Annotated in this window: 15 protein-coding genes; 14 read left to right on the top strand and 1 reads right to left on the bottom strand. The window is 36.8% G+C overall.

The window, feature by feature from the left end:
- Position 1: 1 nt before the first annotated feature.
- From GMJ66_RS04975 to GMJ66_RS04925, 11 genes are all read left to right on the top strand, one after another.
- Positions 2 to 1,102: a prephenate dehydrogenase gene (locus GMJ66_RS04975; RefSeq protein ID WP_156289229.1), complete on the top strand. Its 1,101-nt coding sequence runs from the start codon at positions 2 to 4 to the stop codon at positions 1,100 to 1,102.
- Positions 1,103 to 1,120: 18 nt separating this feature from the next.
- Entirely contained in the window at positions 1,121 to 2,410 is a 1,290-nt protein-coding gene (aroA, locus tag GMJ66_RS04970; RefSeq protein ID WP_156289228.1) for a 3-phosphoshikimate 1-carboxyvinyltransferase, read from the top strand.
- An 845-nt stretch (positions 2,411 to 3,255) separates the two neighbouring features.
- Positions 3,256 to 4,521, top strand: a complete 1,266-nt coding sequence (locus tag GMJ66_RS04965) for a tetratricopeptide repeat protein (RefSeq protein ID WP_156289227.1) — start codon at positions 3,256 to 3,258, stop codon at positions 4,519 to 4,521.
- 36 nt (positions 4,522 to 4,557) lie between these two features.
- On the top strand, positions 4,558 to 5,133 hold the full coding sequence (locus tag GMJ66_RS04960) for a ReoY family proteolytic degradation factor (RefSeq protein ID WP_156289226.1): 576 nt from the start codon (positions 4,558 to 4,560) through the stop codon (positions 5,131 to 5,133).
- Positions 5,134 to 5,197: 64 nt separating this feature from the next.
- The gene (locus GMJ66_RS04955; RefSeq protein ID WP_156289225.1) at positions 5,198 to 5,656 is read left to right on the top strand and encodes a YpiF family protein; all 459 of its coding nucleotides are present in this window, start codon (positions 5,198 to 5,200) and stop codon (positions 5,654 to 5,656) included.
- A 254-nt stretch (positions 5,657 to 5,910) separates the two neighbouring features.
- Positions 5,911 to 6,423 carry a QcrA and Rieske domain-containing protein gene (locus GMJ66_RS04950; protein WP_156289224.1) on the top strand — a complete coding sequence of 171 codons (513 nt, stop codon included), beginning with the start codon at positions 5,911 to 5,913 and terminating at the stop codon, positions 6,421 to 6,423.
- A 6-nt stretch (positions 6,424 to 6,429) separates the two neighbouring features.
- Entirely contained in the window at positions 6,430 to 7,104 is a 675-nt protein-coding gene (gene qcrB / locus GMJ66_RS04945) for a menaquinol-cytochrome c reductase cytochrome b subunit (RefSeq protein WP_156289223.1), read from the top strand.
- A gap of 16 nt (positions 7,105 to 7,120) precedes the next feature.
- Positions 7,121 to 7,897 (top strand): menaquinol-cytochrome c reductase cytochrome b/c subunit, encoded by a 777-nt coding sequence (locus GMJ66_RS04940; protein ID WP_156289222.1) that lies wholly within the window; start codon positions 7,121 to 7,123, stop codon positions 7,895 to 7,897.
- Between the two features lie 71 nt (positions 7,898 to 7,968).
- The gene (gene lhaT / locus GMJ66_RS04935; RefSeq protein WP_156289221.1) at positions 7,969 to 8,541 is read left to right on the top strand and encodes a lipoprotein heptaprenylglyceryl N-acetyltransferase LhaT; all 573 of its coding nucleotides are present in this window, start codon (positions 7,969 to 7,971) and stop codon (positions 8,539 to 8,541) included.
- Between the two features lie 64 nt (positions 8,542 to 8,605).
- Positions 8,606 to 8,866: a sporulation protein YpjB gene (locus GMJ66_RS04930; RefSeq protein WP_231514813.1), complete on the top strand. Its 261-nt coding sequence runs from the start codon at positions 8,606 to 8,608 to the stop codon at positions 8,864 to 8,866.
- Between the two features lie 57 nt (positions 8,867 to 8,923).
- On the top strand, positions 8,924 to 9,607 hold the full coding sequence (locus GMJ66_RS04925) for a zinc metallopeptidase (protein WP_156289220.1): 684 nt from the start codon (positions 8,924 to 8,926) through the stop codon (positions 9,605 to 9,607).
- A 1,003-nt stretch (positions 9,608 to 10,610) separates the two neighbouring features.
- On the opposite strand, the gene GMJ66_RS04920 is transcribed toward GMJ66_RS04925, so the two are convergent.
- Complete coding sequence (locus tag GMJ66_RS04920) at positions 10,611 to 11,486, bottom strand: YitT family protein (protein WP_156289219.1); 876 nt, start codon at positions 11,484 to 11,486, stop codon at positions 10,611 to 10,613.
- Between the two features lie 148 nt (positions 11,487 to 11,634).
- Here GMJ66_RS04920 and GMJ66_RS04915 point away from each other — a divergent pair, with 148 nt between their 5' ends.
- From GMJ66_RS04915 to bshA, 3 genes are all read left to right on the top strand, one after another.
- Positions 11,635 to 11,973, top strand: coding sequence for a nucleotide pyrophosphohydrolase (locus GMJ66_RS04915; protein ID WP_197046608.1), 339 nt, complete (start codon positions 11,635 to 11,637; stop codon positions 11,971 to 11,973).
- Between the two features lie 24 nt (positions 11,974 to 11,997).
- Positions 11,998 to 12,789: a 4-hydroxy-tetrahydrodipicolinate reductase gene (dapB, locus tag GMJ66_RS04910; RefSeq protein WP_156289217.1), complete on the top strand. Its 792-nt coding sequence runs from the start codon at positions 11,998 to 12,000 to the stop codon at positions 12,787 to 12,789.
- 177 nt (positions 12,790 to 12,966) lie between these two features.
- Positions 12,967 to 14,094 (top strand): N-acetyl-alpha-D-glucosaminyl L-malate synthase BshA, encoded by a 1,128-nt coding sequence (bshA, locus tag GMJ66_RS04905; protein ID WP_156289216.1) that lies wholly within the window; start codon positions 12,967 to 12,969, stop codon positions 14,092 to 14,094.
- The last annotated feature ends 17 nt before the right edge of the window (positions 14,095 to 14,111 follow it).

The raw sequence follows: 14,111 nt of genomic DNA, 5'->3' as shown, positions 1-14,111 counted from the left end.
ATTGAAACGTACAATTTTAATTGCGGGGCTTGGCCTAATCGGAGGATCTTTAGCCAAAGTCATTGCTCAATCTTCAGAAAATCACATTATCGGTTATGACGTTAAGGAAGAGAGTCTGGAATATGCCATTATGAATGGGATGATTCATGAAGCTACAACTATTTTTACAGACGCTGCACAGAAAGCTGATATCATTCTTTTAGCGGCGCCAATTACACAATCAATTCGCCTTATAGAAGAATTAGATACCGTTCCATTAACGAAGGACGTTATTGTTTCCGATGTCTCATCTGTTAAAAGCACCATCATCGAAACTGCAAAAACGTTAACGAATAAACATATCGCATTTATCGGTGGCCACCCTATGGCTGGGTCGCATAAGAAAGGTATTGAGGCAGCAAAAGAATATTTATTTGAAAATGCTATTTATGTATTAACTCCATCCATACGTAGTACAGAGCAAAAAGTAGAGACATTAAAAGAGTTATTGAAATCGACAAGTAGCCGATTTGTCGTATTAAATCCAGATGAACATGATGAAATGACGGGTGTTGTTTCCCACTTTCCGCATTTAATTGCTTCGTCTCTTGTGCATCAGGCGAAAAAATGGCAGGAAACACATGCTTTTTTACCAAATCTTGCTGCAGGCGGTTTTCGCGACATAACTCGAATTGCTTCGAGTAACCCGGAATTATGGCAAGATATTTTTTATCATAATCGTGAGAAATTATCTCATCTTATGGATGAGTGGATACAAGAAATGAAAGAAATAAAAGCGTTAGTAGAGAACAATGAAAAATCAAAAATGATTACATATTTACGAAATGCTAAAAATTATCGAGACGGCTTACCAGTTAAAGATAAGGGGGCTATCCCAGCATTTTATGATATCTATGTTGACATTGCTGATAAGCCTGGTGCAATAGCTTCCATTGTACTTTTATTGGCAAACAAAAAAATCAGCATTAAAAATATCGAAATTTTGGAGATTAGAGAAGGAATAACTGGTGCATTACGGTTAAGCTTTTATACGAAAGAAACACAGCAACTTAGTTTGTATATTTTGGGAAATCATGGATATGAAGCGATGATTCAAGATTAAGTAAGGAAGTGAGAAAACATGGGAGAAGTAATATTGCGTCCTTATCAACATGCATTAATGGGAGAAATAGAAGTGCCTGGGGATAAATCGGTTTCCCATCGGTCTATCATTTTAGGCTCATTGGCAAATGGGGTTACAAAAGTAACGAATTTTTTAGATGGGGAAGACTGTATGCGAACCATCAACGCATTTCGAGCAATGGGAGTAACTATTCATAAAGAGGGTTCGACTATTACCGTTGACGGGAAAGGAGTTTCCTCGCTAAAAGAGCCAATGGAACCATTGTATTTCGGGAATTCTGGAACAACTACTAGATTAATGCTGGGAATAATTTCGGGGTTAGACTTTTTTACAACTGTTTATGGAGATGAGTCTCTCTCAAACAGGCCGATGGACCGTGTTGTTCAACCACTTAGAAAAATGAATGCATCCATCGATGGTAGAAGTGATGGCAAGTATTTACCTATTTCCATTCGCGGGAAAAAGCTTACGGGCATGGACTATTCACTACCAGTTAAAAGTGCTCAGGTTAAAAGCGCGATATTGTTAGCAGGTTTATTCGCAGAAGGGGAGACAACCGTAACGGAAAAAACACAAACAAGAGATCATACTGAAAATATGCTAGAAGCATTTGGAGCTGACATCTCTCGAAATGGTCTGTCTACTACGGTAACTGGAAAAAATACCCTTTCAGCTTCAAATGTCCATGTGCCAGGTGATATTTCGTCGGCAGCCTTTTTCCTGGTAGCAGCTGCTATTGTCCCGGACAGTAAAGTAACCCTGAAAAATGTAGGATTAAATGAAACAAGGACAGGAATCATTGATGTACTTTTGGATATGGGTGCTAATATTAAGATTGAAAATCAGCAAACAGTGAGTGGGGAATTGATTGGTGATATAACAGTTTGTTCTTCCGATTTAAATGGAGTGACAATTGAAGGTGACATGATTCCAAGGCTAATTGATGAAATTCCAATCATCGCATTATTAGCAACCCAAGCAAACGGAAAAACAATTATTCGAGATGCAGAAGAACTTAGAGTAAAAGAAACAGATCGAATAGCTGCAGTAGTAGATGTTTTATCTACATTAGGTGGAGATATCAAAGGTACAGATGATGGCATGATTATTGTAGGAAAGACAACATTAAGCGGTGGAAAGGTTGCTTCCTACAATGATCATCGAATTGCGATGATGAGTGCTATTGCCTCATTAGTTGCAAAAGACGATATTGTTATTGATGATGCATCATCCATTTCTATTTCGTATCCGACATTCTTTGAGCATTTACAATCCATTATAAGTTAAATGAAAAACTGAATGACCAGCACACAAAGCGATTGGGACAAAAGTATTTTAGTTAAAAGGAAAATCCGAACGATGATTCAAAATTCTTCCGTTAGAATTTTAATTAGTTCGGGTTTTTTCATGTTTAAGGCGGTTTTCTCTAGAATACAAAAATTGCTTCTTTTTGGCGATGAAACACTGTTCTTTTGAAAAACAAGTAATTAGAGTTTTACGAGCAAAAAGCAATCTGGTGGATTACGTATCTTTTTACTAAGAAAAAAGATGGTCTCCCTTCAGGTAAAGAGAAACCTATTAAACGTCCCCTTTATAGGTTATAGCTATATATTAATTAGAGAACCAATACTAGCGAAGGCAGAATACGGAGACTCCTCGATAATACAAACCGATTTTCTTCGTGTGATGTAGAACTGCAGTTCGTGTTCCTTGTCTTGTGGGAATAGCACGTGTCCAGACCTGAGCAGGAAGTGGTTCCGAGGAGGCATTAGGCCGTGCCCACGAACCGTAAGTATTCTGCCGGAGCGATTGCAAGCCCACTATCATCATTAGAACAAGCGAGAGCATCACCCATAGAAAATTTTTTACTAGTTTGTAAATTATAGCTACTGCGAGGTTAAAAAACAACAAATCTAATCGTTAAATCATTCGTCTTTAGAGCAATATTTATTGTTCACAATAAGCAAATTATTTTTGAATATAATCCAATATGGTATAAGATGGGGCTAAGGATTATGTAAGACAATAACTGATAAATACAGTATAATTAAACGAAAGAGAAGGTAACATTAATTTTTTATCAAGCAAATTATCTTAGAAAAGCAGTTTTATTAGTAAGAGAGGACGTTACCATGGATAACATAATGGAAGTATATGAACTGATCGAAAACAACCAGTCCGAAAAAGCGATTAAAATGTTAAAGCAACTCGAAGCCAAAGCGGATGATGATGAAAAGTTTACCATTGCACAAATGTATAATCAATTAGGATTTTTACAGGAGGCAAGTGGTATTTTGTATGATTTGCTAAACAAGTATCCTGATGAGAGTGAAATAAAGATTACACTGGCAGATGTATATATCGAGTTGGAAGAAGATGAACAGGCTATTGATTTACTTGTTCAAATTAAGGAGGAGGATTCTTCCTATATACAGGCGTTAATCCAACTAGCTGATTTATACCAGGCACAAGGATTATTTGAAGTTGCAGAGCAAAAATTATTAACAGCAAAGCAGCTCGAACCAAATGAAGAAATTATTGACTTTGCACTTGGTGAATTATTCTTTTCCATTGGAGAATATAAAAAAGCGATTCTTTACTACGAAAAAATGGTGCCCGGGACAGAGTATATTGCCAATATTTCACTCCATGATAGATTAGGAGAGGCATACGCCGCTTCCGGTGAATACGAAAAAGCATTAACATATTATAAAGATAAAAATGATAAAGATCCTGATACTCTTTTTCGCTATGGGATAACTGCATATCAAGCAGACCGGATCGATATTAGTATTAAGGCTTGGGAGAAGGTTATTGACATTGACCCGTATTATCATACGGTTTACGTTCATTTAGCGAAAGCATACGAAGATGAAGGGAGACCGGAAGAAGCGTTTAAAACAGCCAAAAAAGGGCTACAATTTGATGAGTTTAATAAGGAGTTGTATTTTCTTGCAGGAACCCTGGCACATAAATTAGATAATAATGAAGAAAGCCAAGCGTTTATAAAAGAAGCGGTTGCTTTAGAGCCAGATTATAAAGAGGCAGTATTATTTTTAGTTGAACTTTATAAAAATGGAGATGAGCAAGAGAAGATTATCGATTTATTAACTGAAATAAAAAGATCGGGAGCGGATGATTCACTGTATGACTGGGAATTGGCACGAGCATATAATGAAATCGAGTTATATGATAATGCATTAAAACACTATAATGAAGCATATAATAATTTAAATCAAGATAGCGACTTCGTGAAGGAATTTGGTTATTTTCTAACGGAAGAAGGGAGGATGGGAGAAGCCATTCCAGTATTTGAATCTTACCTGAAATTAGTACCGTTAGATGGGGAAGTGGAAGAGTTTGTCAATCGTTTAAAACTGTCAAAACAAGATTTTTAGACTGTTCTTAGAGGATTAATTTAAGGAGGAAACTGAATGGATACTCCTATTTCCGCACAAGATAAAAAAAATTTTATACAATGGTTTCTTAAACATTATCAATTAAAGAAAAGAGAAAGCGTATGGATTTTGAATTATATTTTAAATCATAACCAATTACTTAAAAAAGTCCATTTTGTAAGAGACGTAAAATTTTGCCCTAGAGGAATTGTGATTACAAGTCAATGTTCTTCAGAAGTTCCTTTTCGATTTTATAAAAATCATTTAGTTACAACAGATGCGGAGAAATCATTTCATGATATTCGCTTAAATCAGGATGAAGATTTATATATTCAGCTGAATTTCAGTAAATCCCATCAAAATTCTTACTATGTTTCGGTGTTGGAAGAAAACCCTTTTGTCCCGGATGATTATTTTGTTACAAAGAAAGATAAAATATTAGCAAAAAAATTGTTGGATAAGACCGTATTTGATTACAAAAAGAAAAATCTTCTGAGGGATATCGACCGAGCACTGGATGAATTAGATCAAGATACATTTTTAAAATTATCCAAGGAATTAAACGAATTGGAATTAGCCTATGGAAATCAACCTAAATTGCAAAAGCAATAGGGTTGATTTTTTTTGTGTTTTTAAGATAAAATTTATTAATGATATTAAAAAAGGTGGGCATCCTATGAAATGGAGAAATAGAGATTTAGCACAATATGTAAAAGCCAAAGAATACATAGACACGGCCATGATACCGTTGATTCCTTTCCAACTGGTAAATGACCAGGGTATGGAAACGGATTCGTTCCAAAGTGAAGTATTATCTCTTTTATCAAATGAAATGGAAAAGGAATTATCAGGAAGAATTTTGTTAACTCCTAATTACAATTACATAAGGGCAGCGAATATGGAAATGGAAAAAGACCGTCTTAATATGTGGGTGAAGGATATACAAAAACAGCCTTTTAAACATATCTTTTTTTTAGCATTTGATTCAAAGTGGAAAAAAATGGAAAAGGAATTAGATGGGACTTTAATTTGGCTACCTGGAGTACAAACGGGAGAGTTACAATCAAAAGAAATGCAGCAAATGCTTCGTGACCAAGTAAGTCAAATAGGAGAATTAATCCGTTCTTATTGGTAAGGCATTACCTTGTAACCCATCAGGTAAGAATTTGCAGGACAGATATCGATACTTTACAGTTTATAGTGCCAATAGTTAAGAGTAAAACACAATAAGTTTTTTCATCGGTAAAATACAGTTATTTTTTACATAATTGTATGAATGAGGTAAGGTTATTTATTGACCGAATAAATAGATTGCGCTATCATTGGTATTGTCCTAGTAATCTGTTTATAAGAATATGTCTGTGATTACATGAAAGAGGGGGGAAATTCATGAGTGACAAAAAACAGCAAGTATCCCGAAGACAGTTTCTAAACTATACGCTTACAGGTGTAGGGGGCTTTATGGCGGCTGGTTTATTAGTATCTCCAATTCGCATGGCGATCGATCCTGTACTAAAAGAATCTTCTTCTGGTGACTTAGTCAATGTTGGTTTATCAGTTGACGATATTACAAGTGAACCACAGCGTGTGGATTGGACGGTTGAGCAAGTAGATGGATGGTATGAATCCGAACCCAGTCGTTCAGCATGGGTTTACAAAGAAGACAATGGAGACATTGTAGCTCTATCCCCAATATGTACGCATCTGGGATGTGTCGTTTCATGGGAGGGCAGTGAACAGTATCCAAATCAATTCTTTTGTCCATGTCATGATGGACGCTATGAAAAAGATGGGACTAATGTACCTGGTACGCCACCACTAGCTCCATTGGCAGTATATGAACAAGAGGTAAGAGATGGAATGCTATTCTTAGGAAACACAATATCAAGAGAGGGGGCGTAATTATTTATGCTACAGAAATTATATGATTGGATAGATGAACGTATAGATATTACGCCTATTTGGCGCGATATTGCAGATCATGAAGTACCAGAACATGTTAATCCAGCACACCACTTCTCAGCGTTTGTTTACTGCTTTGGTGGGTTAACATTTTTTGTCGTTGTTATTCAGATTCTATCCGGTATGTTTTTAACCATGTACTATGTACCAGATATTGAAAATGCGTGGAAATCTGTTTATTATCTGCAAACAGAAGTAGCGCATGGTCAAATTGTTCGTGGTATGCATCACTGGGGTGCAAGTGTAGTAATTGTCATGCTGCTGTTACATACGTTAAGAGTATTCTTTCAGGGTGCATACAAGAAGCCACGTGAGCTTAACTGGATTGTTGGGGTTTTAATTTTCTTTGTCATGCTCGGATTAGGTTTCACAGGTTATTTATTACCTTGGGATAATAAAGCATATTTCGCCACACAGGTTGGTCTTGAAATTGCTGAACAAGTACCGTTTATAGGGGAACAATTAAAGACATTGTTAGCTGGTGATGCAAATATTGTTGGTGCGCAAACCTTAACGAGGTTCTTTGCAATCCATGTATTCTTCTTACCAGCAGCATTATTTGGACTTCTGGCAGCACACTTTATATTAATACGTAGACAGGGAATTTCTGGACCACTATAAAAAGGAGGGGAAAGCGATGCATAAGGGTAAAGGTATGAAATTTGTTGGAGACTCTCGTATCTCCGCAGAAAAAACATCACAAATACCAAAAGATTATTCTGAATATCCTGGTAGAACCGAAGCTTTTTGGCCCAACTTTTTATTAAAAGAATGGTTGGTAGGTGCAGTGTTCTTAGTTGGTTTTCTATGTTTGACATTAGCACATACACCACCATTAGAAGGTATGGCTGATCCGACTGACGCTGCTTACATACCGCTACCAGACTGGTATTTCCTATTTCTTTATGAACTTCTAAAATATGAATTTGCAAGTGGGGATTGGGTATTAATGGGGATTTTAGTTATGCCTGGTCTTGCTTTTGGAGCATTATTACTTGCACCGTTCTTGGACAATGGTCCAGGACGCAGACCACATCAACGTCCAATTGCTAATGGAATGATGATTCTAGGGTTAATCTCTGTTATTTGGTTAACGTATGAATCGGCAGCCCATGTTGATTGGGAAGCTCGTGCAGAAGCAAATAAACCTATTCCAGAATCATCTGTAACCATTGACACAGAACACGAAGGATATGCAGTTTACGAAAATAACTGTATGACTTGTCATGGTGGAGAATTAGAAGGAGGTCCTGCAGCACCAACGTTACTGGGCATTGAGTATTCTGCTGAGGAAATTGCAGATATCGCTGTAAATGGTATTGGTGGAATGCCTGGAGGGATCTTTACTGGGTCAGATGAAGAACTGGAGCAGTTAGCCGATTTCATTATAACGGTTAATGAATCAGCTGAATAAAATTATATTAAAAAACACCTTACCAATTTGGTGAAGGTGTTTTTTAATAGCCTGTTAAGGGATGATAATAAATGATTCGATACACATTACTTGATAAACGTTTTTTAATTTGTCTGTTTCTTATTAATTTTATCGGTACTATTTACGGTTATATTTGGTATGAAAGCCAATTGTCCATCACACCTGATATATTTCTCGCTTTTGTTCCTGATAGTCCTACTGCAAGTTTGTTTTTCACAATATTTTTGCTGTTTTCTATTTTTAATAAACATGTACCCTATATTGAGGCATTGGCTATTACATCTTTATTTAAATATGGGATTTGGGCGGTAGTAATGAATATTTTAACGCTCATAATGGAAGGTGGCCTAGATTGGACAGGCTATATGCTTATGGCATCCCATTTAGGTATGGCAATACAAGGAATACTCTATGCTCCATATTACAAAATTGAGCTAAGACATCTTACGGTTGCAGCAATATGGGTACTGCATAATGATATGATTGATTATGTTTTTGGAATGATGCCTATGTATTCTTCTTTGACAGATTATATGAATGAAATTGGCTATTTTACATTCTGGTTAAGTATTATATCTATTTTCATTGCTTACACTTTAACAGTCAGAAAGAACAAGAAATAGGTTGGTTATATATTAGAAAACCGAAACATACATTAGTGAATAAGACGTATGTGAGGTGATCTCTATGGTAAATAAAAAAGTGCTTCATGTTTTACTATTCATCATGCTCATAGGGATGCTATTTTTTTTCCAGCTTGGGGCTTATACAGCAGAAGCAAAATCTGTGCAGGAACCTGTCGTCTCTAATAATTTGGACTGGAGTCCGTTTTTATGGGCAGTTATCATTATCGGTGGTAGTATTGGAATTACATTATCTTATGTTAGTTGGAGAAAATACAAAGGGGAACAAAAATATAGAAAGAAAAAGGACAAAATGATTGACTAAAACTAAAAATTTGACTAAAATTGACCTTAGAAAATACTTCAAAAAAACTATGGAGGAATGCAAATGGCAGGGTATCTGATTTATATTGCACTCTTGTTAATTATCCCAATATGGGCACAATCAAGAGTAAAGAATACCTATCGGAAATATTCAAAACAACCAACATCTTCTTATATGACGGGTGCAGAAGTTGCTCGAAAGATTTTAGATGATAATGGATTATATGATGTAACTATTGAAGAAACTAAAGGTACCTTATCTGACCACTATGACCCTAGAAAGAAAGTTGTCCGACTATCCACTGATAATTACCACGGTCGTTCCATGGCGGCTTCAGCCGTAGCAGCCCATGAAGTAGGTCATGCTATTCAAGACCAGCAGGAATATGCATTCTTGAAGTTTAGAAGTGCCCTCGTACCAGTAGCCAACATTGGGTCTAACTTATCGTTCTTCTTTATTTTTGCAGGTTTGATTTTTGGAGCAATGAACTGGTTACTGTTAGGGATTATCTTCATGTCAGCCGCCGTATTATTCCAGCTTATAACATTACCTGTGGAGTTTGATGCGTCGAATAGAGCAATGGGTCAGCTTGTATCTTCCGGTGTTATTCGAAATAATGAAGAAAGAGAAACCAAAAAAGTATTAAATGCTGCTGCAATGACATATGTTGCCGCTGCATTAGTAGCTGTAGCAGAATTAGTAAGATTTATTTTAATATTTGTATCAGCTAATCAAGACTAAAAAAAGGGTGGCAATTGCCACCTTTTTTTCTTTGCTCGTTAGGATAGTACAAGACTACTCGATAAGCACCTTTTGAAGAAAGATTTTAATTCGTATGTTATATAGACTTCTGATTTATTTAATTACAGGTATTCAATCACTACGGAAATACACTATTGTGTTGCCCTCGCTTGTTCTAATGATGATAGCGGACTTCATTCGCTCCGGCAGAATACTTCGCTTTCCGTGGGCACGACCTCAGCCTCCTCGCGGAAAACCGCCGCTGCGGGGTCTTCGGAACGTGCTATTCCCACAGGAGTCTACGTATTCTGCCTCCGCTAGTACTGGTTTTCCTATTAATTTGTAGCTAATAACCTATAATTGGGACGTTTGATAATACTTCTTTTCATATTGACTTTACTGTACGAGATATTTTTTGGGCCTTAAGGATATAAGGAAATATACTTTTCTCAGATCGAATCAAACATCATTTAAAAGGGGAATGGCATAAACCAGCGGAGGAAATACACGGAGACTCCTGCGGGAAAAGAGGCATCGGTGAGACCCCGCAGTGCGACAGCACGAGGAGGCTCACCAACCGCCCGCGGAAAGCGTAGTGTATTTCCGTAGCGGTAGTATTATCTCAAATTAAACATATTCGCATTTTATATCAAATCAATAACAACAAAACAATGAGAAGAGAGTCAAATTTTAAAGTAGCGATAGAGCGATAGTGTATTAGAAAAAACTCGGCATTCGCTAAAGGACGGGGCGCATGCCGTTTTTCTAAAAAGATAAGAAAGTATAAATTTGCGCTTTGATGTCTAGCTCCATCGCCCAGCGACTAGCGGACTTCCCTCACCTTCGTGCGATAAGTCAACATCGACTCACTCCGTTCGTCGTGTTTCCTTTATCTCCTACGGGGACTGTTCGGTTAAAACCGCCGCTTTGCGCGTCAACACCGCACCACCTGTGGCATGGCCAGGCGCAGTCCGTACGTCGCTAAACGGGCGCTTACGCTTTTCTAATCGTCATTAATAGGGTTTTTATTTTCATCTAATGTGAACCCTTCACCCACAACATCGTGCACCGTGGTGACGGCTACAAATGCATGGGGATCAATGCTGTGAATAATATTTTTTAAACGGACGATTTCATTTCTTCCTACAATACAATAGAGTACATCACGTCTCTCACCGGAATAACTGCCTTTTCCATTAAGAACAGTTACTCCTCTCTCCATTTTCTTCAGTATCATTTCGGCAATCTCATCACTATGATTTGAGATAATCATTGTTCCTTTGGCAGTGTAGGCACCTTCCTGCAGGAAATCAATCACTCTTGCACCAATATATACAGCAACGAGCGTATACATTCCCTCGTGTAATTCAAGGATAACAAAGATGGAAGTAGTGATAACAACTAAATCAAAGAGGAACATGGTTCGCCCCATGCTCCAGCCAACATATTTATTGACCAGGCGGGCGATAATATCAACACCACCAGTAGTTCCACCATACCGAAAAATGATTCCTAAACCAACACCTATGAATACACCTGCAAACAGAGCAACCAGCAGCATATCATCCTGTAAATGGATTTGGAACTGGTACGTCTGGAATAATCTTAAGAACACCGATACAGCCAGTGTTCCAATAATAGTATATATAAATGTATTTCGACCTAAAAATTTCCATCCTATAAAAAAGACAGGTATATTTAATACGATATTGGATATAGCTGGATCAATTTGCCATAAAAAGTATAATAGAAGAGTAATCCCTGTAAAGCCACCTTCACCTAGGTTATGCTGCATATTAAAATGAACAATACCAAAAGAAAATATAGCTGATCCTAATAGAATAAAAAAGATATTTTTCATTTTCAAACCGAAAACCATTATTCCAAATTCCTCCTCTTATTCCTAATAACCCTATCTATTATAGTCATATTTTGTACAATCAAACAATGATTGGGAAAGTATATGATTTGTCAAAATCGTTTCAATTCGCTAACATGAAAGATATGTATAACATGTTAAAGGGGTAATTCATATCGAGAAGCCAATTTATAGTACAGCAGATATTCAAAAAAGAGTAGATGATTATATTTCACAATTTAAGGAAGGGTACTTTTCCCCGTTGAGCCTTATGGCCAGAATTACCGAAGAAGCAGGAGAATTAGCTAGAGAGGTGAATCATTATTACGGGGAGAAACCTAAGAAAGCTACAGAACAAGAAAAAACAGTGGAAGAGGAATTAGGAGATATGATCTTTGTGTTGACATGTTTTGCTAATTCACTTGATATTGACTTGTCTGAAGCTTTCCATATTGCTATGACTAAGTTTGAAACAAGAGACAAAGATCGATGGACACGTAAAGAATAACCATATTTAGGAGGAATGGCAGCAATGATTAATGTAATCATCGCAGGACCACGTGGAAAAATGGGTTCTGAGGCAGTAAACATGGTAACCAATGAAGAAAATTTTAGACTCGTTGCATGTCTGGATCGTAAAAATAGTGGAAGAACATTAAAAGACTTACCTGAATTCCCTGGTCTGGATATTCCAATCTTTGAAGATATAGATCAATGTTTTGAAAACGTTGAAGCTGATGTATTGGTTGATTTAACCGTACCAGAGGTTGGTTATGTACATACAAAAAAAGCTATTGAGAATAATATCAGACCGGTAATTGGTACAACTGGATTTACCAATGAACAAATAACTGAACTTAACGAGATGGCTAAAAGTAAAAATTTAGGGGGAATTATAGCACCTAATTTTGCTGTAGGAGCAGTACTCATGATGAAATTCTCACAGATGGCGGCGAAATATCTACCAGATGTGGAGATTTTGGAAAAGCATCATGACAATAAATTAGATGCTCCATCAGGAACTGCCGTGAAAACAGCAGAAATGATTCGAGAAGCTAGAGAATACAAAAAGCAGGGCCATCCAGATGAAAAAGAAACTATTAATGGTGCTCGCGGAGCTGAACTGGACGGAATGAGAATTCACAGTGTCCGTCTGCCTGGTCTTGTGGCACATCAGGAAGTGATGTTTGGTGGAGCAGGGCAAACCTTAACGATCAAACATGACTCATTAAATCGTGCTTCATTTATGGATGGGGTAAAGCTTTCTATTGAAAAAGTATTCGATTTAAATGAGCTGGTATATGGTCTTGAAAATATAATTTAAGTACGAGGTTAAATAGGAGAATGAAAAGGACCAAGAAGTTCGCCACAGGACATATCGGTAATTAGCTGAACATTCTATATTTCCGCTGTGGCTTTTTCATCAAACTTTTTGAACATCCTCTTTCACAACCTATCAATAATGTATAAGAAACTATCAGATAAAGGAAGAGAATTCGGAATGAAAATTGGAATTACATGCTATCCGACAGTTGGGGGTTCGGGAGTCATCGCCACGGAACTTGGCAAATTATTAGCGGAAAAAGGCAATGACATTCACTTTATAACATCTAGTCTTCCTTTTCGTTTAGATAAAGTGTATCCTAATATTTTTTATCATGAAGTGGAAATGGGACACTATCCGGTTTTTCAGTATCCACCATATGATTTAGCTCTGGCCACTAAAATGGCGGACGTCATTGACCAGGAAAAATTGGATGTTTTACATGTACATTACGCCTTACCACATGCGATTTGTGCTATTTTGGCAAGGGACATTGCTGAACATGATGTAAAAATTATTACTACACTTCACGGAACAGATATTACGGTTTTAGGTGTAGACAATACGTTTAAAAAAATGATCAAACATGGAATTGAGCAATCTGATGCAGTAACCGCTGTTTCTAACAGCCTTGTTAAGCAAACAAAGGAAATGCTCCAACCATCAAAAGAAATCTCAGTTATCTATAATTTTGTCAATGAACAGGATTATCATCGAAAGGATCATTCCAACTTAAGGTTACAATATAAGATTTCATCTGACGAAAAAGTAATTACTCATATATCTAACTTTCGTAAAGTGAAAAGAGTGCATGAGGTTGTTCGTACTTTTAATTATATTAGGAATGAAATGCAAAGCAAATTGCTCTTAGTAGGTGATGGGCCTGAATATTCAGATACTGTTCAGCTAGTTCATGATTTAGGGCTGGACAACGATGTTCTATTTTTGGGAAAACAAAATAACATCAGTGATCTTTTGTCTATATCTGATTTAATGTTATTATTATCAGAAAAGGAAAGTTTTGGATTAGTATTACTGGAAGCAATGGCATGCGAGGTGCCTTGTATTGGAACGAATATTGGTGGTATTCCCGAGGTAATTAAACATAAAGAAACGGGTTATATTGTAGAATTAGGGGATATCGAACAGGCATCTGCTTATGCGATTCAATTACTCAAGGACGATGTGAAACTGCAACAGTTTTCACATAAGGCATTTCAGCGTGCGCAAGAACATTTTAACTCCAGACAAATCGTCGAACAGTATCTCAATTTATATAAAGATGTTCTAAAAGTGCGTGTTTAAAATGGAGGATGAAAAGG

This window comes from Oceanobacillus salinisoli (genome assembly GCF_009733865.1).
Taxonomy (GTDB): Bacteria; Bacillota; Bacilli; order Bacillales; family Amphibacillaceae; genus Oceanobacillus; species Oceanobacillus salinisoli.
Note: the sequence above shows the minus strand (reverse complement) of the source record. Positions and strands in the feature narration are given on the sequence as shown.

What these genes read in the sequence shown, in the direction of transcription:
- qcrB (WP_156289223.1), top strand. Translation starts at nt 6,430, where the DNA reads ATGCTACAGAAATTATATGATTGGATAGATGAACGTATAGATATTACG.
- GMJ66_RS04925 (WP_156289220.1), top strand. Translation starts at nt 8,924, where the DNA reads ATGCAAATGGCAGGGTATCTGATTTATATTGCACTCTTGTTAATTATC.
- GMJ66_RS04920 (WP_156289219.1), bottom strand. Translation starts at nt 11,486, where the DNA reads ATGGTTTTCGGTTTGAAAATGAAAAATATCTTTTTTATTCTATTAGGA.
- dapB (WP_156289217.1), top strand. Translation starts at nt 11,998, where the DNA reads ATGATTAATGTAATCATCGCAGGACCACGTGGAAAAATGGGTTCTGAG.
- GMJ66_RS04960 (WP_156289226.1), top strand. Translation starts at nt 4,558, where the DNA reads ATGGATACTCCTATTTCCGCACAAGATAAAAAAAATTTTATACAATGG.
- GMJ66_RS04940 (WP_156289222.1), top strand. Translation starts at nt 7,121, where the DNA reads ATGCATAAGGGTAAAGGTATGAAATTTGTTGGAGACTCTCGTATCTCC.
- lhaT (WP_156289221.1), top strand. Translation starts at nt 7,969, where the DNA reads ATGATTCGATACACATTACTTGATAAACGTTTTTTAATTTGTCTGTTT.
- GMJ66_RS04955 (WP_156289225.1), top strand. Translation starts at nt 5,198, where the DNA reads ATGAAATGGAGAAATAGAGATTTAGCACAATATGTAAAAGCCAAAGAA.
- aroA (WP_156289228.1), top strand. Translation starts at nt 1,121, where the DNA reads ATGGGAGAAGTAATATTGCGTCCTTATCAACATGCATTAATGGGAGAA.
- GMJ66_RS04950 (WP_156289224.1), top strand. Translation starts at nt 5,911, where the DNA reads ATGAGTGACAAAAAACAGCAAGTATCCCGAAGACAGTTTCTAAACTAT.
- bshA (WP_156289216.1), top strand. Translation starts at nt 12,967, where the DNA reads ATGAAAATTGGAATTACATGCTATCCGACAGTTGGGGGTTCGGGAGTC.
- GMJ66_RS04965 (WP_156289227.1), top strand. Translation starts at nt 3,256, where the DNA reads ATGGATAACATAATGGAAGTATATGAACTGATCGAAAACAACCAGTCC.
- GMJ66_RS04930 (WP_231514813.1), top strand. Translation starts at nt 8,606, where the DNA reads ATGGTAAATAAAAAAGTGCTTCATGTTTTACTATTCATCATGCTCATA.